The organism is Kribbella sp. NPDC058245 (assembly GCF_042882005.1).
In the GTDB taxonomy this organism is placed as follows: domain Bacteria; phylum Actinomycetota; class Actinomycetes; order Propionibacteriales; family Kribbellaceae; genus Kribbella.
The window spans coordinates 194,558-213,873 of the sequence record NZ_JBHVWY010000013.1 but is presented as its reverse complement, the minus strand read 5'-3'; the positions used below and the strand labels follow the sequence as shown (position 1 = coordinate 213,873).

The window sequence follows — 19,316 nt, the reverse complement described above, 5'->3', positions numbered from 1 at the left end:
TGGCGGCGGGCCCTGTCAGCGCTTCCGTGGCCCCCGGATGGCGACGTACAGCAGCCCGACGCCGAAGGCGGCGACGATCGGGCCGACGATGGCCCACAGCGAACTGCCGGTCATCGAGCTGCCCTTGAGGTAGCCCAGCCCCTGCAGTGTCCAGACGGCGCCGAGCACGGTCAGCAACACGCCGAAGGCGATGGAGACAATCTTTCCCATGGACGGAGGTTAGACCAGCAACTCGTCGCACAGGGCAACGAGTTGCTCGCGGAGCGGCCGGGCCCGGGTGGCGAAGGTGCGCTGGGCGGCGGCGTACTCGGCCTTGCCGGCTGCGGTTTCGATGCGGACCGGCTCGTAGCCGAGCGGCGCCAGATCGTACGGCGAGGCGCGCATATCCAGTGTGCGGATGTCGCGCGCGAGCTCGAAACAGTCCAGCACCAGCGCGCTCGGGGTGAACGGCGCGAGCTTGGTCGCCCACTTGTAGAGGTCCATGTTGGCGTGCAGACAGCCGCCCTGCTCCAGCTGCGGCTGGGACTCGCGCGTCGGCTGCAGGACGTTCAGCGGCCGTGCTTCGTCGGTGAAGAACCGGAACGCGTCGAAGTGCGAGCAGCCGATCTTGTGCGACTGGACCACCTGATCGGTGCCTGCGGCCCCCAATCGCAGCGGCCACTTCTGATGCCGTACGGCGTCCGTCCGGTACACCATCGCCCATTCGTGCAAACCGAAACACCCGAACTGCGGTTGGCGGTCCAGCGTGGTGCCGAGCAGTGCGCGGATCCACTTGATGCTGTCCGTCCGGCGCCCGATCTCGGCGGGATCGAGCTGCGCAGTGCCGTCCATCACCACATAGCCACGGCGATCGCCGTACTCGGGAGCATCGAGCAGCCGGAGGCTCGGCCCAGGGTGCCAGAGGCGCAGCTGGTTCGGGCGAGCAGAGTAATAGGTGAAGAGGAAGTCCTCGACCGGGTGGGCCTCTCGTCGCTGCTTGCGGGCGAGATGCCCAGCCAGCAGGGCGTCCGCTCGCAGAGTGTGCGCCTGCTGCAAGGGCTCCCAGTCCGAGCGGGGGAGAGTAGTGGTCACAGCGCTAGTGAGAACGCGTAGAGATCGATACCGGCGACCGGTGACCAGTCACGCTCCGGGAGGCGAGTGAAACCGAGTCGCTCGTAGATCCGGTGCGCTGTCTTCATATACACAGCACTGCTGAGCACGATCCGGGGCAGTCCGCGCGAGCGAGTCTGTTCTATACAGTGCTCGGTCAGCGCCGTCCCGATCCCCAGCCCACGCGCGCGTCCGGCGACTCCGAGCATCCGGAACTCGCCCTCGTCGTCCAGCCCGATCTCCCGGTACGGCGATCCGGCCGGGCAATAGGTGACCGTGCCGAGCAGGCCGTCGGCGTCAGCCGCCACCCACAGCTCAGCCTGTACGGCGCGATCGGCGGCAGCACGGAGCGTCATCGCGTACTCACCGCGGACGAAGCCGTCGTGTGAGTACGCCTCCACGGTCAGTTCGCCGACGGCGTCGTACTCGTCCGGTTGGGCCCGGCGGATCTCCCAAGTCACCGCACCACTGTCTCATTCCACTGCGACGGTAGGCTCGGGCCCGTGCGTATCGCCAGATTCTCCGTCGACGACGAACCCAAGTACGGCATCGTCGAGACCGACGACCCTGAGGGGCTCGTCGGAACCGTCGCCCTCCTCGACTCCGACCCGCTCTACCGGCCCGTCCAGCTCACCGGGGAGACGCTGCAACTGGCCGACGTCCGGCTGCTCGCTCCGGTGATCCCGCGCAGCAAGGTGGTGTGCGTCGGCCGCAACTACGCCGCGCACGCCGCCGAGCTGGGCAACGAGGTGCCGAAGGAGCCGATGATCTTCCTGAAGCCGAACACCTCGGTGGTCGGCCCGCTGGACGGCATCGTCTACCCCGAGCAGACCAACGACCTGCAGTTCGAGGGTGAGCTGGCGATCGTGATCGGCCGGATCTGCCGCGATCTGCCCAAGGAGCGCGCCGAAGAGGTGATCTTCGGGTACACGATCGCGAACGACGTGACCGCTCGCGACCTGCAGAAGACCGACGGCCAGTGGGCCCGGGCCAAGGGCTACGACACGTTCTGCCCGCTCGGCCCGTGGATCCAGACCGACCTCGACGTGGCGGATCTGCGGGTGACGACGACCCTGAACGGCGAGACCAAGCAGGACGGCCGGACGTCGCAGTTCATCTTCGACATCCCGACCGTGCTGGCCTACATCACCTCGTTCACGACGCTGCTGCCCGGCGACGTCGTACTGACCGGGACCCCGGCCGGTGTCGGCCCGATGCTGCCCGGTGACTCGGTCTCGGTCACCGTCGAAGGCCTCGGGACGCTGACGAACAGGGTGATCGTGCGTGACTGAGCGGCCCGCTCGCGACGATTCCGACGTCCTGGGCGGCCTGAGACCGGAGCAGGTCCGGGTCCGGTTCCCACCGTCCCCGACTGGCCTGCTCACGGTCGGCAACATTCGCAGTGCCTTGTTCAACTGGGCCTTCGCCCGGCACTACGGCGGCACGCTCGTGCTCCGGATCGAGGACACCGATCAGACCCGGAACACCCCAGAGGCGCTCGACTACACGCTCGACGCGCTGCGGTGGCTCGGCCTGACCTGGGACGAGGGTCCCAGTGTCGGTGGTGACCTCGGTCCCTACCTGCAGTCCGAGCGGATGGACATCTACGCCGACATCGTCACCAAGCTGATGGCGACCGGGAAGGCGTACCACTGCTATTGCTCGCAGGAGGAGCTCGACGACCGCCGCGACGCCGCTCGCTCGGCCGGACAGCCCAGCGGGTACGACGGTCACTGCCGCGCGCTGACCGATGAGCAGCGGGAAGCGTTCCTGGACGAGGGCCGCCGGCCGGTCGTCCGGCTGCGGATGCCGGACCGGCCGATCGTGTTCGACGACCTGGTCCGTGGCGAGATCACTTTCCTGCCGGAGAACCTCGGCGACTACGTCCTGGTCCGGGCGAACGGCTACCCGCTCTACCCGCTGGTGAACCCGGTGGACGACGCCCTGATGAACATCACCCACGTGCTGCGCGGTGAGGACCTGCTGTCCTCGACGCCGCGCCAGATCGCCTTGTACGAGGCGCTCGCCGAGATCGGGATCGGCAGTGGCCGGACACCCCGCTTCGGGCATCTGCCGATGGTGATGGGTTCCGAGGGCAACAAGAAGCTGTCCAAGCGCGACCTGGGCGCCGGCCTGGACGAGTACCGCACCCAGGGCTTCCTGCCCGAGGGCCTGCTGAACTACCTGGCCCTGCTCGGCTGGTCGATCGCCGACGACCGCGACGTGTTCACGATGGCGGAGATGATCGAGGCCTTCGACATCCGCAAGGTGAACTCGAACGCGGCCCGCTTCGACCAGAAGAAGTGTGAGGCGATCAACGCCGCGCACATGCGAATGCTGCCGCAGGACGAGTTCGCCGCCCGCACGGTCCCCTTCCTGGTCAGCGCCGGGTACCTGCCGTCCGAGCCGACCGACGAGCAGCTCGCCGTACTGCGGGCCGCCGTACCGCTGGTGCAAGAGCGGATGGATGCGCTGGGTGAGTCGGTCGAGCTGCTCGGCTTCCTGTTCGCCGGCGATCACCGCCTGGCGGAGCCTGGCCAACGGCACTTCGTGATCGAGCCCGACGCCGCGGCGAAGGTGCTGGCCGGTGACGCCGGCACGGTCCTGGAGGCCTCGGCCAAGGCTCTCGCGAGCGTCGAGTGGACCACCGAGGCGATCGAGGCCGCTCTGCGGTCGTCGCTGGTCGACGGCCTCGGCCTGAAGCCGAAGAAGGCGTTCGGCCCGGTCCGCGTCGCCGTTTCCGGCCGCCGCGTCTCGCCCCCGCTGTTCGAATCGATGGAGCTGCTCGGCCGCGAGGTTTCGTTGCGGCGCATCGAGCAGGCGCGCGGGAAAGTGGAGCACTGATGGCAGCACCGACGTACCAACGCCTCTTGAAGAACGACGCGACCCCCACCGGGTACGTCGTCCTCGGCGCCCTGACCATCTTCGTCGGCTGGTCGATCGCCGGCGTGCTGTTCCTGAGTATCGGCCGCGCGATCCGGGTGGATCCGCCCGGTACGACGTCGTGGATCACGCTGCTGATGACGAACTTCTACCTGATCTCGCTGATCCCGCTGAGCATCTGGGTCGCCCGCCTCCTGAACCGGCAGGCGCCGGGGCTGCTGTCGTCCGTGGTCGGCCGGCTGCGCTGGAGGCCGCTGGCCTGGTTCGCCGTCGCGGCAGTCGCCCTCGAGCTCGTCGCCCTGCTGGCGGTCAAGGCTGGACTGGTCAGCGTGCTCGACAACAGCAAGACCGGGATGGCCCCGGACGTCGTCGGCGTGATCCTGGTCGCGTTGCTGACCTCGACGTTCCAGGCGGCGGGGGAGGAGTACTTCTTCCGCGGTTACCTGCTGCAGGGGGTCGGTGCGTTCGTCCGGAGCCCGCTGGTGGCGGTCCTGGTCACGACCGTGCTGTTCACGATGGCGCACGGCGTCTGGCCGTGGCAGAGCCCGGCGCTGTTCCTCGACCGGTTCGCCTTCGGCCTGCTCGCGGGCTTCCTCGCCATCCGCACCGGCGGCCTCGAGGCGTCGATCGCGGCACACGCGGCCAACAACGTGGTGACCTTCGTGTACGCCGCCCTGACCAACAGCGTCGGCTCGAGTCTCGGAGCCACGGATGCCCCGTGGTCGCTGGTGATTCTCGACATCCTGAAGTTCGCCGCGTTCGGAGCGGTCGCCGTTCTGATCACCCGCCGCGAGAACCTCGAGACCACCTGCAAGCTGCCGCTGGCCCAACTCCCGAGAATGGTGTGACGGGTGTGACAACCCGCCGGAGGGGGCTCGTTTTGGTGTCCGGCGGGTGGCTCGGGTAAGCTCTCCGAGCCGGGTTGGTGAGGGCGGAAACAAACTCTCAGCTCAGCGAAATGCCTTTGGGGTATGGGGTAATTGGCAGCCCGTCTGATTCTGGTTCAGTTAGTCTAGGTTCGAGTCCTAGTACCCCAGCGGATTGGACCGCACCGATGAAAATCGGTAAAGTTCAACCTCGTTGCCCGGTCCGCAAGGACCGGTCGGCACACCTCTGGCCCCGTTGTGTAGCGGCCTAGCACGCCGCCCTCTCAAGGCGGTAGCGCGGGTTCGAATCCCGTCGGGGCTACCAGAGAAGAGCGCCTCTCATCACCGATGAGAGGCGCTTCTGTTTGCCGCGGCCGAGGTCGGTTGGTCAGGTGACGGCGATGGCCGATCCTCCCCACACCGGTTCGGGGAGGACCCAGGACGCGTTCGGGGGGTGCATCCTCTCCAGATCGCCACCCGGCCGGCACCGGGGCCGGGGATGAGGTCTGCGGTGCGCCCCACATCACCCCTTGCAACGTGAACGGATATCCGCTCACGTTGCTGGTTCTCCCCTCAAAATTTGAACGGAGAAGGGTGCACTTGCGGGGATATCCGGATATCCCCTCAAATTGCCCTTGGCGGGTACGGCGGCGTCGGTACGGCGCTCGTTGGTACGGCGCTCGTTGGTACGGCGGTCGTCGAGGCGGCGGGTGTGGTCCGCTGGGGTAGCAGTCCTGGACTCCGATGGTCTAAGCGCTTAGAGTCTAAGCGGTTAGATTTCTCGGCGTCGTGAGAGGTGCCCATGAAGCGGAGTGCGGTGTTTGCAGCGGTGGTGGCGGCTGTGCTGGTGGCGGGGTGTGGCGGGTCGCCGGATCAGCCGGCTGGCGGGGATGCCGGGCCGGAGACCGGGACGATCACGTTCACCGGGACGGACAACGCGGAGACCTACCACCCGTTGATCTCGGCCTTTCAGACGAAGTACCCCGGGATCAGGGTCACCTACAACCAGATCCCGTTCGACCAGTTCAACGCGACGATGCAGCAGCGGCTGAGCGCGAAGGACGCCGGGATCGACGTCTACACGGTGGACGAGCCGCGGGTGTCGCAGTTGGCCGCGAAGGGCTTTCTGACCGACCTCAGCGAGCTGGACGGGCGGGCGAAGACCTCGTTCGGGGAGACGGCGTACAAGGTCAATCACTTCCGCGACAAGCTGTGGTCGCTGCCGATGTGGAACTCGACGCAGTTCCTCTTCTACAACAAGACCGCGCTGGCCAAGGCGCAGGTCACGCCGCCGACCGCGGACCCGGCCAAGCGCTGGACGTGGGAGCAGGTTGAGGCGGCCGGGCGGAAGGCGCAGCAGGCGGGGACGAAGTACGGGCTGTTCACCGAGCAGCCGGAGGCCTACTACCAGCTGCAGCCACTGGTGGAGTCGCTCGGCGGTGGCTCCGGCATCACCGGCGATGACGCACTCACCCCGGCCGTCGAGACCGACGGCTGGAAGAAGGCCATGCAGTGGTACGGCGCGACGTACCAGAGCGGCCTGTCACCTCGGGGGATCGGTGGGTTCCAGACCGGCCCGGTGTTCAGTACCGGCAACGCGGCGTTCTTCGTCGGTGGTCCGTGGGACCTGAAGATCTTCGGTACGGCGAAGTTCGACTGGGGTGTCGCGCCGATGCCGTACTTCGCTGGCGGCAAGCCGGTGACGCCGACCGGCTCGTGGTCGCTGGGGATCAACCCGGCATCCAAGCAGCAGGGGATGGCGCGGAAGTTCCTGGAGTTCGCGACGCTCGACCCGACCGGCAACCTGCTCACCACGCAGACGACCACGATCATCCCGGCCAACCTCGACGCGCTGAAGCGGTACCTGCCCGAGATGGACGCCTACTCCGGTCAGCACACCAAGGGCGCGACCGCGATCACGGCGTACGAGGCAGCCAGTACGGCGACCTCGCGGCCGGTGAGTGTCGGCTACATCCAGTTCGAGGAAGTCATGGGCAAGGCGTTCGCCGACATCCGCAACGGCAGTGAACCCAATGCCCGCCTGGCTGAGGCCACCCGTCAACTGACGGAGGCTTGGCGGTCGATTCGTTGAAGAAGGCGATCAAGTGAAGAAGCAGCGGCAAGGGCTGATCGCGCTCGCCTTCTTGGCGCCGGCGCTGATCAGCCTGGCGGTGCTCCGGATCGGTCCGGCGATCTACGCGCTGGTCGAGAGCTTCTACGCCGAGAGTCTGCTCCGCGGCGGCCGCGTCTTCACCGGTTTCAGCAACTACTCGGACCTGTTGGCGAACAAGGACTTCCGGCAGGCCGTCGCGATCACCCTCCTCTTCACCGTGCTGGTGAATCCGATCCAGGTCGTCGCGTCGTTCCTGCTCGCGGTGTTCTTCACCCAACGCGCACCCGGCGCCAGGCTGTGGCGCACACTCGTCATCCTGCCGATCGCCACCCCACCCGCGGTCTCGGCGGTGATCTGGAGCGTGATCTACCGGCCGGACGGAATCGCCAACAGCTTCCTGGCCCGGCTCGGTCTCCCGGACCAGCCGTTCCTTACCTCGTCGAGCCAGGTCCTCCCGGCTCTGATCGTGCTGCTGTCCTGGATCGGCGTCGGCTACTGGATGCTCTTCCTGATCGCAGGCATCCAAGACATCCCGGACGAGATCCGCGAAGCCGCACTGCTCGATGGCGCCGGTGCCTGGCGCCGGATGATTTCAGTGACGCTTCCCTTGGTACGGCGGCCACTGGCGTTCGTGCTCGTCGCGGACACCGTGTCGAACCTGCTCGTGTTCGCACCGGTGCAGATCCTCACCAAGGGCGGACCGAACGGATTCAGCAACCTTCTGATGTACGACGTCTACACCCGCGCCTACGCACTCGGCGATATCCACGTCGCCCAGGCCGAGGTCGTGCTGCTCGTCGTCCTCACCCTCGCGATCGTGGCCGCGCAGTTCCGGCTCTTGCGAGGTGACCAGTGACCGGGGCGGTGGGGCGGGGAAGGAATCGAGCGCAGCGACTCAGCCTGTCGGCGCTTGGCGCCGTGATCGGTCTGCTCTTCTTCATCCCACTGCTGTGGGTCGTCACGAACTCGCTGCGCCCCGGCGCGGAGACGTTCGCCCATCTCAGTCCGTTGACGTGGGAGTCGTTCTTCGAGTTGCGCCCCACACTCCTTAACTACCGCGACCTGTTCGGTGGCGAGATCGGTCGCGCGACGCTCAACTCAATCCTGGTCAGTGCGGCCACCGTCCTGGTCGGCCTGGCGGTCTGTGCCTCCGCCGCCTTCGGGCTCGCGGCGTTCCAGTACCGCGGTCGCGGGCTCGCGTTCGGCGTCGTCGTACTGAGCTTCTTGGTGCCGTTCGACGCGATCGCGATCCCGCTGTCCACGATGTTCCGGGACTGGAACCTGACCAACACCTTCACCGGACTGATCCTGCCGGGCATCGGCAACGGGATGGCGATCTTCCTGCTCCGGCAGTTCTTCCTCGGCATCCCGACCGAGCTGGTCGAGGCCGGCCGCCTGGATGGGCTCAGCTGGTTCGGTGTGTTCCGGTGGATCTACCTGCCGTTGTCGCGGCCCGCGCTGATCGGTGCCGGCCTGATGCTGTTCCTCTTCCAGTGGCAGTCCTACGTCTGGCCGCTGTTGATCGGTACCGATGCCAAGCACATCGTCGGCCCGGTTGCCCTCGCCAACCTGCAGGGGCAGAACTTCACTGACTACGGCCTGGTCTTCTCCGGTGCCGTCGTCCTCACGATCATCCCGCTGGTCGTCATCGCGAGTTTCCAGCGGTACTTCGTCCAGTCCGTCTCCTCCAGCGGACTCAAGTAGGGAGTGACCTCGATGCGCCAACTGATCCTCGACACCGACATCGGCTCGGACGTCGACGACGCGATGGCCCTGGCCCTGATCCTGGGCACCCCCAGCCTGGACCTCGTTGCCACCCACACCGTGTACGGCGACACCCGGCTCCGCGCCCAATTGGCCCGCCGGTACGGCGCTCTGGCCGGTCGTGACCTCACAGTCGTCGCCGGTACGGCGGAAACGCTGTCGGGCCGCAAGGTGTGGTGGGCCGGGCACGAAGGCACGCTGCACAGTGGTCTGGACGCGGAGACGTTCGCACCTGGCAGTGCACCCGAGGACCTCATTGCCCGACTGCAAGCCAACCCTGGTGAGCTTGATGTCGTTGCGATCGGCCCTCTGACCAATCTGGCCGCTGCACTCGAGCTGGAGCCGCAGGTCGCGCAGTGGATCCGCCACCTGTCGGTGATGGGTGGCCACTTTGGTCCGGCCGCCAAGCCGGAGCACAACTTCAAGAGCGATGACGTGGCTACGCGAACAGTTCTCACGGCCGGCATCCCGACGACGATCACCGCGATCGAGATCACTGAGCAGGTGGCCATCGGACCCGACCTCCTGCAACGGATCCGGGCGGCTGGCCCACTCGGCGCTGCACTGGGCGCGGATATCGAGCAGTGGTGGGCGTACTGGAAAGAGACGTGGAACGTGCCGCACGACCCGGTTGCCGTGCTCACGCTGTCCCGGCCCGATCTGTTCACCCTGTCTCCGCGGGGACGAGTCACGATCGCGGACGGTGGTCTCAGTACGTTCACTCCGGATCCGGCGGGTACCGTGCGGATCGTGACCGATCTCGACCCCGCTGCCGTGGCTGAGGAGATCACCGCGCGCATCGTGGCCGCTGGTGGGGAGACTGATGGCGACGGCTCGTGACGTCGCAGAGCGAGCCGGTACGTCGACTGCCGTCGTCAGCTACGTCTTCAACAACGGCCCGCGCCCAGTAGCCGAGGCGACTCGGCAACGGGTGCTGGAGGCGGCGGCCGAGCTCGACTACAAGCCGAACGCCGTGGCCCGTGCGTTGAGTGCCGGACGCACCTTCTCTTTAGGGCTGTTGATTCCACAGGTCCGCAACCCGTTCTTCGCCACACTCACCGAGCACCTGGAGATCGTGGCGCGGTCACACGGCCATCTGCTGCTGATCGGCGACTCAGCGGGTGATCCGGCCCAGGAGTCCGCGCACATCGGCTCATTCATCGAGCGGAAGGTGGATGGCGTCGTACTGGTGTCTCTGCTGGCGGAGCCGGCGATCCGGCGGTTCCACTCGGCAGGTGTGCCAGTGGTTGCCCTGCACCCGGTTCCGGATGGTGTGACGGTCTCGACACTGTCTATTGACTACGTGGCTGCGGCTGAGGCTGCTGTGGATCACCTGCTGGCCCACGGCTACAAAACGCTGGCTGTCTTAACAGGCCCAGAAGACTCACCCGGTACGGCGCAACACCGGGCTGGCGTGGAGCGGGCGCTGGCGAGGCATCCCAAGACCACCGTGCGATACACCGCTGGGCCCGTATCCCGGTTCGCCGCGCGGGACGCCGTACAGGCTTGGTTTCAGCAGAAGCGGCCACCGCGGGCTGTCTACTGCGCTACGGACGAGCAGGCATTCGGCGTGCTATTTGCTGCGTGGGAGGCCGGACTGCGGGTCCCGGAGGATGTTGCGGTGATGGGTGTCGACGGCACCGATGAGTGTGCTGTCTCGATTCCACCGTTGGCCAGTGTGCGGCAGCCGGTCGACGAGATCGCGCGGCAGGCGGTAGACGTACTGCTGGCCGCCCCCGATCGGGAGGCGGCCAGAGTGGTCTTGGACTTTGAGTTGGTACCGCGGACTTCCTGCGGGTGTTAGCTACTCCGAAGCGCGGCGCAGTGCTTCGGAGAGCCGCTCTGCCGCGGCCATGACGGCCGGGGCGTGCATGCGGCCGGGCTGACGGGACAGGCGCTCGATCGGGCCGGATACGGAGACCGAGGCAATCACCTTGCCGCTGGGGGAGCGGACCGGTGCCGAGACCGAGGCAACGCCCTGCTCACGCTCACCGACCGAGTGCGCCCAGCCGCGACGCCGGACGCCGGCCAGTGCGGCAGCGTTGAAGGTCGCGTTGTGGAGGCCGCGGTGCATGCGCTCCGGGTCCTCCCAGGCAAGCAGAATCTGAGCAGCTGAGCCGGCCGCCATGGTCAGCTGGCTGCCCACGGGGACGGTGTCGCGCAGACCGGACGGGCGCTCGGCCGCTGCGACGCAGACGCGGTACTCGCCCTGACGGCGGAACAACTGGGCCGATTCACCAGTGATGTCACGCAGTCGGGCCAGCACCGGACCGGCGGTCGCCAGCAGGCGGTCCTCACCGGCGGCGGAGGCCAACTCGCTGAGTCGCGGTCCGAGCACGAAGCGTCCCTGCATGTCCCGGCCGACCAGCCGGTGGTGCTCGAGAGCGACCGCCAACCGGTGTGCCGTCGGCCGCGCCAGCCCCGTCGCCGCCACGAGTCCGGCCAGGGTCGCCGGCCCGGACTCGAGTGCGGACAGAACGAGAGCTGCTTTGTCGAGCACGCCGACTCCGCTAGAGTTGTCCATGAGACGATATTGCCGTCTCGAATCGTGGAACGCAAGTCGCTCCGGTGCCTCGATCGAGAGCACTGTGAGCGAAAGCACCTCACCACAAAGCCAACCGAACCGCTCGGGGCGGCGGGGTGGGACAAGTATCTAAGGGAGCGAGTCTGATGGGTAGGACGTTGTCGGAAAAGGTCTGGGATGCGCATGTCGTGCGCCATGCCGACGGAGAGCCCGACCTCCTTTACATCGACCTCCACCTTGTTCATGAGGTGACGAGCCCGCAGGCGTTCGACGGTCTGCGGCTGGCCGGCCGGCAGGTTCGGCGGCCCGATCTGACGATCGCGACCGAGGACCACAACGTCCCGACGCTCGATGTGGACAAGCCGATCGCCGACCTGGTGTCGCGCACCCAGGTGGACACGCTGCGCAAGAACGCCAAGGAGTTCGGCGTCCGGATCCACACGCTCGGCGACCCGGACCAGGGCGTCGTGCACGTGATCGGCCCGCAGCTCGGCCTGACCCAGCCCGGGATGACCGTGGTCTGCGGTGACAGCCACACCTCCACCCACGGCGCGTTCGGGGCGATTGCCTTCGGCATCGGTACCAGCGAGGTCGAGCACGTGCTGGCGACCCAGACGCTGATGCAGGCGCGGCCGAAGACGATGGCGGTCACGGTCGACGGCGTACTGCCCGATGGCGTCTCGGCCAAGGACCTGGTGCTCGCGCTGATCGCGCAGGTCGGCACCGGCGGCGGCCAGGGCTACATCGTCGAGTATCGCGGTGAGGCGATTCGCGCGCTCAGCATGGAAGCGCGGATGACGATCTGCAACATGTCGATCGAGTGGGGCGCCAAGGCCGGCATGATCGCGCCGGACGAGACGACCTTCAACTACCTGCAGGACAAGCCGCACGCGCCGCAGGGCGTCGACTGGGAAGCCGCGGTCGAGTACTGGAAGAGCCTGGCGACCGACGAGGACGCCACCTTCGACCGCGAGGTCGTGCTGCGCGCCGAGGACATCGCGCCGTTCGTCACCTGGGGAACCAACCCCGGCCAGGGTGTTCCGCTGTCGGCCAACGTGCCGTCGCCGGACGACTTCGACAACGAGAACGACAAGGTCGCTGCCCAGCGCGCGCTGGAGTACATGGGCCTCACGGCCGGTACGCCGTTGCGCGAGGTGAAGGTCGACACCGTCTTCCTGGGCTCCTGCACCAACGGCCGGATCGAGGACCTGCGGGCCGCGGCCGGCGTACTGGCCGGGCGGAAGGTTGCCGACGGCACCCGGATGCTCGTCGTACCGGGATCGGGCCGGGTTCGGCTGCAGGCCGAGTCCGAAGGTCTGGACCGGATCTTCAAGGACGCCGGCGCCGAATGGCGTGGCGCGGGCTGCTCGATGTGCCTGGGCATGAACCCGGACACGCTGGCTCCCGGTGAGCGCAGCGCGTCCACCTCGAACCGCAACTTCGAAGGCCGTCAGGGCAAGGGCGGCCGCACCCACCTGGTCTCGCCATTGGTTGCCGCCGCCACCGCAGTCACCGGGACCCTTGCTGCCCCGGCCGATCTGCAGCCGGTCGATGTGGCCGTCCCCGAGAGCGTCTGAGGAGCAACGGAATCATGGAAGCTTTCATCCAGCACATCGGTACGGCGGCCCCGCTGCGCCGCAGCAACGTCGACACCGACCAGATCATCCCGGCCGAGTACCTGAAGCGGGTCACCCGGACCGGCTTCGAGGACGGCCTGTTCGCTGCCTGGCGCAACGATCCCGAGTTCGTCCTGAACCAGCCGGAGTACGGCGGTGTCTCGGTGCTCGTGGCCGGACCCGATTTCGGCACCGGATCCTCGCGTGAGCACGCGGTCTGGGCCCTGCTCGACTACGGGTTCCGCGTGGTCGTGTGTTCGCGCTTCGGCGACATCTTCCGCGGCAACTCCGGCAAGGCCGGACTGCTCGCGGCGCTGGTCAGCCAGGACGTCGTCGAGCAGCTGTGGACGACGATCGAGAACGACCCGGGCACCAAGGTGACCGTGGACCTGGAGAACAAGACGATCTCGGCCGGTGAGCTCTCCGCGCCGTTCGAGATCGACGACTACACGCGCTACCGGCTGCTGAACGGGCTCGACGACGTCGGCATCACCTTGTCCCACGAGGCCGACATCTCGGCGTACGAGGCCACCCGGCCGGCCTTCAAGCCGGCCACCTTGCCGGCCAAGGCTTAAGAGCAACGGTTGCCGCCCCTGTAACGCTTGTCGCTACAGGGGCGATAACTCTGGTGTTACCCTTGCGTGGTTGCCCGATCAGGGGCTTTTTCAGAACAGGCTTGCGAGACCGAGGAGGTGAGGCGCTGATGAACAGCGATCCCTCCAGACCTAGAGGTCTCGCTCGACCTTTGCAGGGCTGACTTTCCGTCCTCGTGCAGTAGTGGTCGAGCAGACGTGTGCCGTCTCTCTCACTCGAACCACCGCACCTGGAGGACTCATGTCCGACCTTCGCCTGCGCACTTTTCGGGCCTTCAGCCGTACGCCGTCACTGCGTGGTACCGCGCGGAAGCACGCTGCACCTGCCCCGGTGATCGAGCCCACGGTCGAGAAGCCGCGCGACCCCCAGAAGCCCAAGGGCCACAGCGTCGTCGACAGCGCGATCTACTGCGACGGGCGGCGGATCGCTTCGCCCGAGTCGCTGGCCGAGACCTATCGCGTGCTGCACAAGGCGCCGCGCGGCCTGGCCTGGATCGGCCTGTATCGCCCGGACCAGCGCGAACTGAACTCGCTGGCCAGTGAGTTCGACCTGCACGAGCTGGCCGTCGAGGACGCCATCCAGGCCCATCAGCGGCCGAAGCTCGAGCGGTACGGCGACACCTTGTTCGTCGTACTGAAGGCAGCGCGGTACCGGGACGCGACCGAGGAGGTCGAGTTCGGCGAGGTGCACATCTTCGTCGGCCCGGACTTCGTGGTGACGGTCCGGCATGCCGAAGCGCCCAACCTGGCAGCGGTCCGGCGTCGGGTCGAGCACGACCCCGAGCTGCTCAACCTCGGCACCGAGGCGGTTCTCTACGCGATCATGGACAAGGTGGTCGACGGCTACGCACCAGTGGTTGCCGGTCTCGAGAACGACATCGACGAGATCGAGACCGAGGTCTTCCGCGGCGATCCGAAGGTGTCGCGGCGTATCTACGAGCTGTCCCGTGAGGTCATCGAGTTCCAGCGCGCGACCCGGCCGCTGGTCGGGATGCTGCAGGGATTGCGCGGCGGCTTCGACAAGTACGGCGTCGACGAGGAACTGCAGCGTTATCTGCGCGACGTCGCGGACCACGTCACCGAAGTGGTCGAGAAGGTCGACGGATTCCGCGAACTGCTGCGCGACATCCTGACGGTGAACGCGACCCTGGTGGCCCAGCAGCAGAACGAGGAGATGAAGAGTCTCGCGCTGGCCGGCAGTGAGCAGAACGAAGAGGTGAAGCGGATCTCCGCGTGGGCGGCGATCCTGTTCGCACCGACCCTGATCGGCACCGTCTACGGGATGAACTTCGACAACATGCCAGAGCTGCATTGGCAGTACGGATACCCGTTCGCGATCGGCCTGATGGGGTTGGTGTGTGGAGGTCTGCACCAGATCTTCAAGCGCCGCGGCTGGCTGTAAGAGGTCCCGGAAACACCTCAAAACCTCGCAGGAACACCCGATCAGGGCTGTTTGGGCCAAGAATCGCCTAAAAACAAGCCGAATTGCCGCGTTGGTGTTTGGCAACGGCCTGTTCAGTCCATAACGTTCCTGTGAGATCGAGCGCTGTGCTCGACACCTAGTTCACGGAGGGAAGACAGTGAACAAGAGCCAGTTGGTCGAAGCGCTCGCAGTGCACTTCGACGGAAACCGCCGCCAGGCTCAGCACGCCTTGGAGTCGATCATCGACACCATCCAGCGCGAGCTGACCAAGAAGGGTGGCAAGGTCGCCATCACCGGTTTCGGTGCCTTTGAAGCCATCGATCGTCCGGCCCGCCTGGTCCGCAACCCGCGGACGAACCAGGTTCTGAAGGCGAAGAAGACCGTAGTGCCGAAGTTCCGCGCGGGTGCGGAGCTCAAGGCCGTTGTCTCCGGTGCGAAGAAGCTGCCGAAGCTCGTCGCCCCGAAGGCCACCGCGACCGCCACCAAGGCGGCCGCTCCGGCCAAGAAGGCCGCGCCGGCCAAGGCCGCCGCGACCAAGACGGTAGCGAAGAAGGCGCCGGCCAAGGCCGTTGCCAAGAAGGCCGCTCCGGTCAAGGCTGCCGCCAAGAAGGCTGCGCCCGTCAAGGCCGCCGCCAAGAAGGCCCCGGCCAAGAAGGCTGCTCCGGTCAAGGCAGTAGCCAAGAAGGCGCCGGCCAAGAAGGCCCCCGCCAAGAAGGTCGCCGCGAAGAAGGCTCCGGCCAAGCGCGCAGCACGCTGAAGTAACTAGCACTACGGCAGAAGGCCGGTCACTCCCTCCAGGAGCGACCGGCCTTCGCTGCGATACAGCGCAGTGCTGCTGTACAGAGCAGTGCTTGTCTCTTAGTGCTTGTCTCTTAGAGCTTGGTGGCGAACTCGACCTTGGTGATCGCCAGGCCCGCACCGGAGCCGGTGGTCTCGATGCGGACGCGCTGGCCCACCCGCAGCAGGCGAACCGGAGTCTCCGCGATCGCGTGCACGGTAAAGGGAAGCTCGATCCCGGTGTCGGTCAGCACCGCTCCGGAGAAATTCTCGCTGTCGTAACGGCTCACGGTGGCTTGCATGTCAGCAGGCTAGGCCTTCGGATCCGGTGACGGAACCCAGCACCAGTGACATCACGTCGGCGGTCGCGGGACCAACGCCCAGCTGGATCGCGTGCGCGAGATCCGCGGCGGTATCGACATCACGCCGTACCGAGTCGATGCCGGTCAGCTCGATCGGAACCGCGCCGGACGCCTGGTGGGCCAGGGCGGAGCCGACACCGAAGCGGGGATCGAGGTCGACCCCGGCCGCGGCCGCGAGCATCGTCGTACCGGTGCCTGGTTCGTCGATCACGAACGACCGCGGGGCAGTGCAGGCAGCCAGTACGGCGGTGAGCTCGGCTGGACGCAATGCGGGCAGATCGGCCGACAGCGCAGCCACACCATGCTCTGGGAAGCGTGCAGCGGCGATTGAGGCGCCATACCGGAGGGCGCCGTTGAGGCCGTCGTCGCCATGATCCGGTACGACGTGGGCTCCGACCGCGGTCACGTCCGCGGCAACGACCGGGTCGTCGGTGACCACGAGAACCGCGCGCACCAATCCCGAAGCCAGCGCGGCCGCAGTAGTGTCGACAGCGAAGGCGCGCGCGAGCTCCGGACGGTGCTGCGGGTAGGCCGCAGCCAGCCGGCTCTTCGCGATCGCCGTACGCTTCACCGGGATCGCCAGGATCCAGGGAACGACCTGTAGGTCTGCCATCAGGCAGGATTCTCCCATGGCGGAGAGCAGTGACCAGCACCAGGAGGCAGTAGTGGACGACCCGAGGCCGCGGCGGGGTTTCTGGTTCGGCGTGATCGTCGCGCTCGTCAAACCGTTCATGCTGATCTGGACCAAGCCGGTCTTCAGCGGCCGGGAGAACATGCCGCGGACCGGTGGCGTGGTCTTCGTGCCGAATCACATCTCGCATTTCGACCCGTTGGTGCTCGGCTTCTTCATCTGGGAATGCCGCCGGATCCCGCGGCTGCTCGGCAAGGCATCGTTGTTCACACTGCCGATCCTCGGCCGGATCATCACCAGCGCCGGTCAGATCCCGGTGCACCGTGATTCCACCCAGGCCGCGGATGCTTTCCGCGACGCGGTGGCGGCGGTCGAACGCGGTGAGTGCGTCGGCGTTTATCCCGAAGGCACCATTACCCGCGACCCGGCGTTGTGGCCGATGACGGGAAAGACCGGGGCCGCCCGGATCGCGTTGATGACCGGGGCGCCGGTGATTCCGATCGCGAACTGGGGTGCGCAGGAGATTCTGCAGTCCTATACGGGTCATCTGCGGCTCCGGCTGCTGCCGCGCAAGACCGTGCTGGCGCGGGCGGGGAAGCCGGTCGACCTGAGTGCTTTCCAGGGCAAGCCGATCACCAACCAGCTGTTGCACGAGGCAACCGAGGTGATCATGACCGCGCTCGCCGAGACGCTGGGTGAACTGCGCGGTGAGACGCCGCCCAAGGAGTTGTTCGATCTGCGCAAGTCCCGTCGTGAGGAGAGCGAATGACCAAGGTCGCGGTGTTCGGTGCGGGCTCGTGGGGGACGGCGTTCGCCACGGTGCTGGCGGGGGCGGGGAACCAGGTCTCGTTGTGGGCCCGGCGTCAGTCGGTGTGCGACGTGATCAACACCCAGCACGAGAACCCCGACTACCTGCCGGGGATCCGCCTGTCCGAGGCGATCACCGCGACGCACGATCCGGCGGCTGCGGCCGAGGGCGCGGAGGCCGTCGTACTGTCCGTGCCTTCGCAGTCACTGCGGGAGAACCTGCGGGACTGGGCCGGAGTGCTGCCGGACGCCGTACCGCTGGTGAGTTTGATGAAGGGCGTCGAGGTCGGTACGACGCTGCGGATGTCCGAGGTCATCGCTGAGCTGACCGGTGCCGGGCCGGAGCGGATCGCGGTGGTGTCGGGGCCGAACCTGGCGCGCGAGATCGCTGAGGGCCAGCCTGCGGCCGCGGTGGTGGCCTGTGCGGATGAGGGTACGGCGAACCGGTTGCAGAAGCTGTGCCACTCGGGGACGTTTCGGCCCTACACGAACACGGATGTCGTCGGGTGTGAGCTTGGTGGCGCGACGAAGAACGTGATCGCGTTGGCCGTGGGGATGGCGGTCGGTTTCGGTTTTGGCGACAACGCGCGGGCTTCGGTGATCACGCGTGGTCTGGCGGAGACGGCTCGGCTGGGTGCGGCGCTGGGCGCGGATGAGCACACGTTCTCCGGTCTGGCTGGGCTCGGTGACCTGGTCGCCACGTGTTCGTCGCCGCTGTCGCGGAACCGGACCTTCGGCGAGAAGCTCGGCCAGGGGATGACGGTCGCCGAGATCGCCGGCGCGACGCGGCAGGTCGCCGAGGGTGTGAAGTCCTGCTCGTCGATCACTGAGCTTGCGCACCGGCACGATGTGGAGATGCCGATCGCCGAAGCTGTGACCAAAGTTGTCGCCGGGGAAATGACCCCGAAGGACATGCTGTTCAGTCTCGTCTCCCGCTCGGCGAAGGCGGAGCGCTGGTGATCCCCGAAGCCTTCGCCGCCGCCACCACCAACCGCGAAGGCTCAGCCGGTACGGCGTGGCTCGCGACGCTGCCCGGGATTGTCGAGGAGCTGGTCGATCGCTGGGACTGCACGCCGGACGGCGACTGGATGCACGGCGAGGTCGGCGTGATCGTGCCGGTACGACGTTCAGGTGAGCCCCTGGTCATGAAGGTGTCGTTCACCCACCCGGGCAACGTTCACGAGCCAGACGCCTACACAGCCTGGGCAGGTCGCGGCGCAGTCCACCTGCACGAGCGCGCCGACGAGTACTACGCCATGCTGCTGGAGAGGGCCCACTCCACGACGTTGCGCGATTCAGGCGCAGACGTCGCAGTGGTCGGCGGGCAGATGAGCCGCCTGCTGTCGATCCCGGCACCTGAAGGTCTTCCTCGACTGCAAGACCGTGCGGATGAGTGGGCCGAGGAACTGCAGCGGGATTCGGCTGAGTTCCCGGGAGCACTGCCTGCCGCGGTGGTCGCTCGGGCGTTCGAGGTCATCGACGAACTGGTGCGCAAGCAGCCCGACGTACTGATTCATGGGGATCTGCATCATCGGAACATCTTGAGCGCGGATCGGGAGCCGTGGCTGGCGATTGATCCGAAGGGTCTGATCGGGGATCCGGCGTACGACTTCGTCACGTTCCTGAAGGCCCGGACGCTGGTGCTGATGAACGGCGATTTCCACGCGGCGATGGAGCGGGAACTCGCGGCGTACTGCGAGGCCGCTGAGCTCGACCGGGCCCGGGTCCGGCGATGGATGCAGCTGGAGCTCGTGCGGACGGCGTACTGGGGGCGGCGGTACGGGTTCGGCGCTACCCGGCGCGGAGACATCTCGCTCGATCCGGCACTGGTGCTGATCGACGAGTTGGCGATCAACTGGGCGTGACCC

Annotated in this window: 21 protein-coding genes and 2 tRNA genes; 17 read left to right on the top strand and 6 right to left on the bottom strand. The window is 67.0% G+C overall.

Translation table 11 applies throughout. The annotated features are described in order from the left end of the window. Positions 1 to 15: 15 nt before the first annotated feature. The 3 genes from ACFVWG_RS28765 to ACFVWG_RS28755 are packed head-to-tail and all read right to left on the bottom strand — an operon-like array spanning position 16 to position 1,550. Entirely contained in the window at positions 16 to 210 is a 195-nt protein-coding gene (locus ACFVWG_RS28765; protein WP_391546541.1) for a hypothetical protein, read from the bottom strand. Positions 211 to 219: 9 nt separating this feature from the next. Then, complete coding sequence (locus ACFVWG_RS28760; RefSeq protein WP_391546540.1) at positions 220 to 1,071, bottom strand: 3-methyladenine DNA glycosylase; 852 nt, start codon at positions 1,069 to 1,071, stop codon at positions 220 to 222. Further along, a complete protein-coding gene (locus tag ACFVWG_RS28755) occupies positions 1,068 to 1,550 on the bottom strand; it encodes a GNAT family N-acetyltransferase (RefSeq protein WP_391546539.1) in 483 nt (160 codons plus the stop codon). Before ACFVWG_RS28755 ends, ACFVWG_RS28760 begins: the two co-directional genes overlap by 4 nt. Before the next feature lie 42 nt (positions 1,551 to 1,592). Between ACFVWG_RS28755 and ACFVWG_RS28750 the strand changes: the two genes are divergently transcribed. The 10 genes from ACFVWG_RS28750 (at position 1,593) to ACFVWG_RS28705 (ending at position 10,519) form a co-directional block, all read left to right on the top strand. Next, positions 1,593 to 2,381, top strand: a complete 789-nt coding sequence (locus tag ACFVWG_RS28750; RefSeq protein WP_391546538.1) for a fumarylacetoacetate hydrolase family protein — start codon at positions 1,593 to 1,595, stop codon at positions 2,379 to 2,381. Beyond that, on the top strand, positions 2,374 to 3,933 hold the full coding sequence (gene gltX / locus ACFVWG_RS28745; RefSeq protein ID WP_391546537.1) for a glutamate--tRNA ligase: 1,560 nt from the start codon (positions 2,374 to 2,376) through the stop codon (positions 3,931 to 3,933). The genes ACFVWG_RS28750 and gltX overlap by 8 nt, the downstream gene beginning before the upstream one ends. Then, complete coding sequence (locus ACFVWG_RS28740) at positions 3,933 to 4,820, top strand: CPBP family intramembrane glutamic endopeptidase (protein ID WP_391546536.1); 888 nt, start codon at positions 3,933 to 3,935, stop codon at positions 4,818 to 4,820. The genes gltX and ACFVWG_RS28740 overlap by 1 nt, the downstream gene beginning before the upstream one ends. Before the next feature lie 117 nt (positions 4,821 to 4,937). Further along, positions 4,938 to 5,009, top strand: a tRNA-Gln gene (locus tag ACFVWG_RS28735). A gap of 78 nt (positions 5,010 to 5,087) precedes the next feature. Further along, positions 5,088 to 5,163, top strand: a tRNA-Glu gene (locus ACFVWG_RS28730). A 477-nt stretch (positions 5,164 to 5,640) separates the two neighbouring features. Continuing rightward, on the top strand, positions 5,641 to 6,930 hold the full coding sequence (locus ACFVWG_RS28725; RefSeq protein WP_391546535.1) for an ABC transporter substrate-binding protein: 1,290 nt from the start codon (positions 5,641 to 5,643) through the stop codon (positions 6,928 to 6,930). A 13-nt stretch (positions 6,931 to 6,943) separates the two neighbouring features. Next, entirely contained in the window at positions 6,944 to 7,807 is an 864-nt protein-coding gene (locus ACFVWG_RS28720; RefSeq protein WP_391546534.1) for a carbohydrate ABC transporter permease, read from the top strand. Then, complete coding sequence (locus ACFVWG_RS28715; protein WP_391546533.1) at positions 7,804 to 8,655, top strand: carbohydrate ABC transporter permease; 852 nt, start codon at positions 7,804 to 7,806, stop codon at positions 8,653 to 8,655. The genes ACFVWG_RS28720 and ACFVWG_RS28715 overlap by 4 nt, the downstream gene beginning before the upstream one ends. A gap of 12 nt (positions 8,656 to 8,667) precedes the next feature. Continuing rightward, positions 8,668 to 9,555, top strand: a complete 888-nt coding sequence (locus tag ACFVWG_RS28710; RefSeq protein WP_391546532.1) for a nucleoside hydrolase — start codon at positions 8,668 to 8,670, stop codon at positions 9,553 to 9,555. Beyond that, positions 9,539 to 10,519 carry a LacI family DNA-binding transcriptional regulator gene (locus ACFVWG_RS28705; protein WP_391546531.1) on the top strand — a complete coding sequence of 327 codons (981 nt, stop codon included), beginning with the start codon at positions 9,539 to 9,541 and terminating at the stop codon, positions 10,517 to 10,519. The genes ACFVWG_RS28710 and ACFVWG_RS28705 overlap by 17 nt, the downstream gene beginning before the upstream one ends. On the opposite strand, the gene ACFVWG_RS28700 is transcribed toward ACFVWG_RS28705, so the two are convergent. Beyond that, positions 10,520 to 11,239: an IclR family transcriptional regulator gene (locus ACFVWG_RS28700; protein WP_132176781.1), complete on the bottom strand. Its 720-nt coding sequence runs from the start codon at positions 11,237 to 11,239 to the stop codon at positions 10,520 to 10,522. Positions 11,240 to 11,385: 146 nt separating this feature from the next. Between ACFVWG_RS28700 and leuC the strand changes: the two genes are divergently transcribed. The 4 genes from leuC (at position 11,386) to ACFVWG_RS28680 (ending at position 15,628) form a co-directional block, all read left to right on the top strand. Continuing rightward, positions 11,386 to 12,816: a 3-isopropylmalate dehydratase large subunit gene (leuC, locus tag ACFVWG_RS28695; RefSeq protein ID WP_391546530.1), complete on the top strand. Its 1,431-nt coding sequence runs from the start codon at positions 11,386 to 11,388 to the stop codon at positions 12,814 to 12,816. A gap of 14 nt (positions 12,817 to 12,830) precedes the next feature. Next, positions 12,831 to 13,430 (top strand): 3-isopropylmalate dehydratase small subunit, encoded by a 600-nt coding sequence (leuD, locus tag ACFVWG_RS28690; protein WP_391546529.1) that lies wholly within the window; start codon positions 12,831 to 12,833, stop codon positions 13,428 to 13,430. 259 nt (positions 13,431 to 13,689) lie between these two features. Then, positions 13,690 to 14,850, top strand: a complete 1,161-nt coding sequence (corA, locus tag ACFVWG_RS28685; protein ID WP_391546528.1) for a magnesium/cobalt transporter CorA — start codon at positions 13,690 to 13,692, stop codon at positions 14,848 to 14,850. A gap of 178 nt (positions 14,851 to 15,028) precedes the next feature. Then, positions 15,029 to 15,628 carry an HU family DNA-binding protein gene (locus tag ACFVWG_RS28680; protein ID WP_391546527.1) on the top strand — a complete coding sequence of 200 codons (600 nt, stop codon included), beginning with the start codon at positions 15,029 to 15,031 and terminating at the stop codon, positions 15,626 to 15,628. A 115-nt stretch (positions 15,629 to 15,743) separates the two neighbouring features. Here ACFVWG_RS28680 and ACFVWG_RS28675 read toward each other — a convergent pair whose 3' ends face one another. Together ACFVWG_RS28675 and cofC are read right to left on the bottom strand one after the other, a co-directional pair. Beyond that, complete coding sequence (locus ACFVWG_RS28675; RefSeq protein WP_391546526.1) at positions 15,744 to 15,950, bottom strand: hypothetical protein; 207 nt, start codon at positions 15,948 to 15,950, stop codon at positions 15,744 to 15,746. A 1-nt stretch (position 15,951) separates the two neighbouring features. Further along, on the bottom strand, positions 15,952 to 16,623 hold the full coding sequence (cofC, locus tag ACFVWG_RS28670) for a 2-phospho-L-lactate guanylyltransferase (RefSeq protein ID WP_391546525.1): 672 nt from the start codon (positions 16,621 to 16,623) through the stop codon (positions 15,952 to 15,954). 16 nt (positions 16,624 to 16,639) lie between these two features. Between cofC and ACFVWG_RS28665 the strand changes: the two genes are divergently transcribed. From ACFVWG_RS28665 to ACFVWG_RS28655, 3 genes are read left to right on the top strand one after another with little or no spacing between them, the layout of a single operon-like run. After that, complete coding sequence (locus ACFVWG_RS28665; RefSeq protein WP_391546524.1) at positions 16,640 to 17,410, top strand: lysophospholipid acyltransferase family protein; 771 nt, start codon at positions 16,640 to 16,642, stop codon at positions 17,408 to 17,410. After that, a complete protein-coding gene (locus tag ACFVWG_RS28660; RefSeq protein WP_391546523.1) occupies positions 17,407 to 18,408 on the top strand; it encodes an NAD(P)H-dependent glycerol-3-phosphate dehydrogenase in 1,002 nt (333 codons plus the stop codon). Before ACFVWG_RS28665 ends, ACFVWG_RS28660 begins: the two co-directional genes overlap by 4 nt. Then, positions 18,405 to 19,313 carry an aminoglycoside phosphotransferase family protein gene (locus ACFVWG_RS28655; protein ID WP_391546522.1) on the top strand — a complete coding sequence of 303 codons (909 nt, stop codon included), beginning with the start codon at positions 18,405 to 18,407 and terminating at the stop codon, positions 19,311 to 19,313. The genes ACFVWG_RS28660 and ACFVWG_RS28655 overlap by 4 nt, the downstream gene beginning before the upstream one ends. Positions 19,314 to 19,316: the final 3 nt, after the last annotated feature.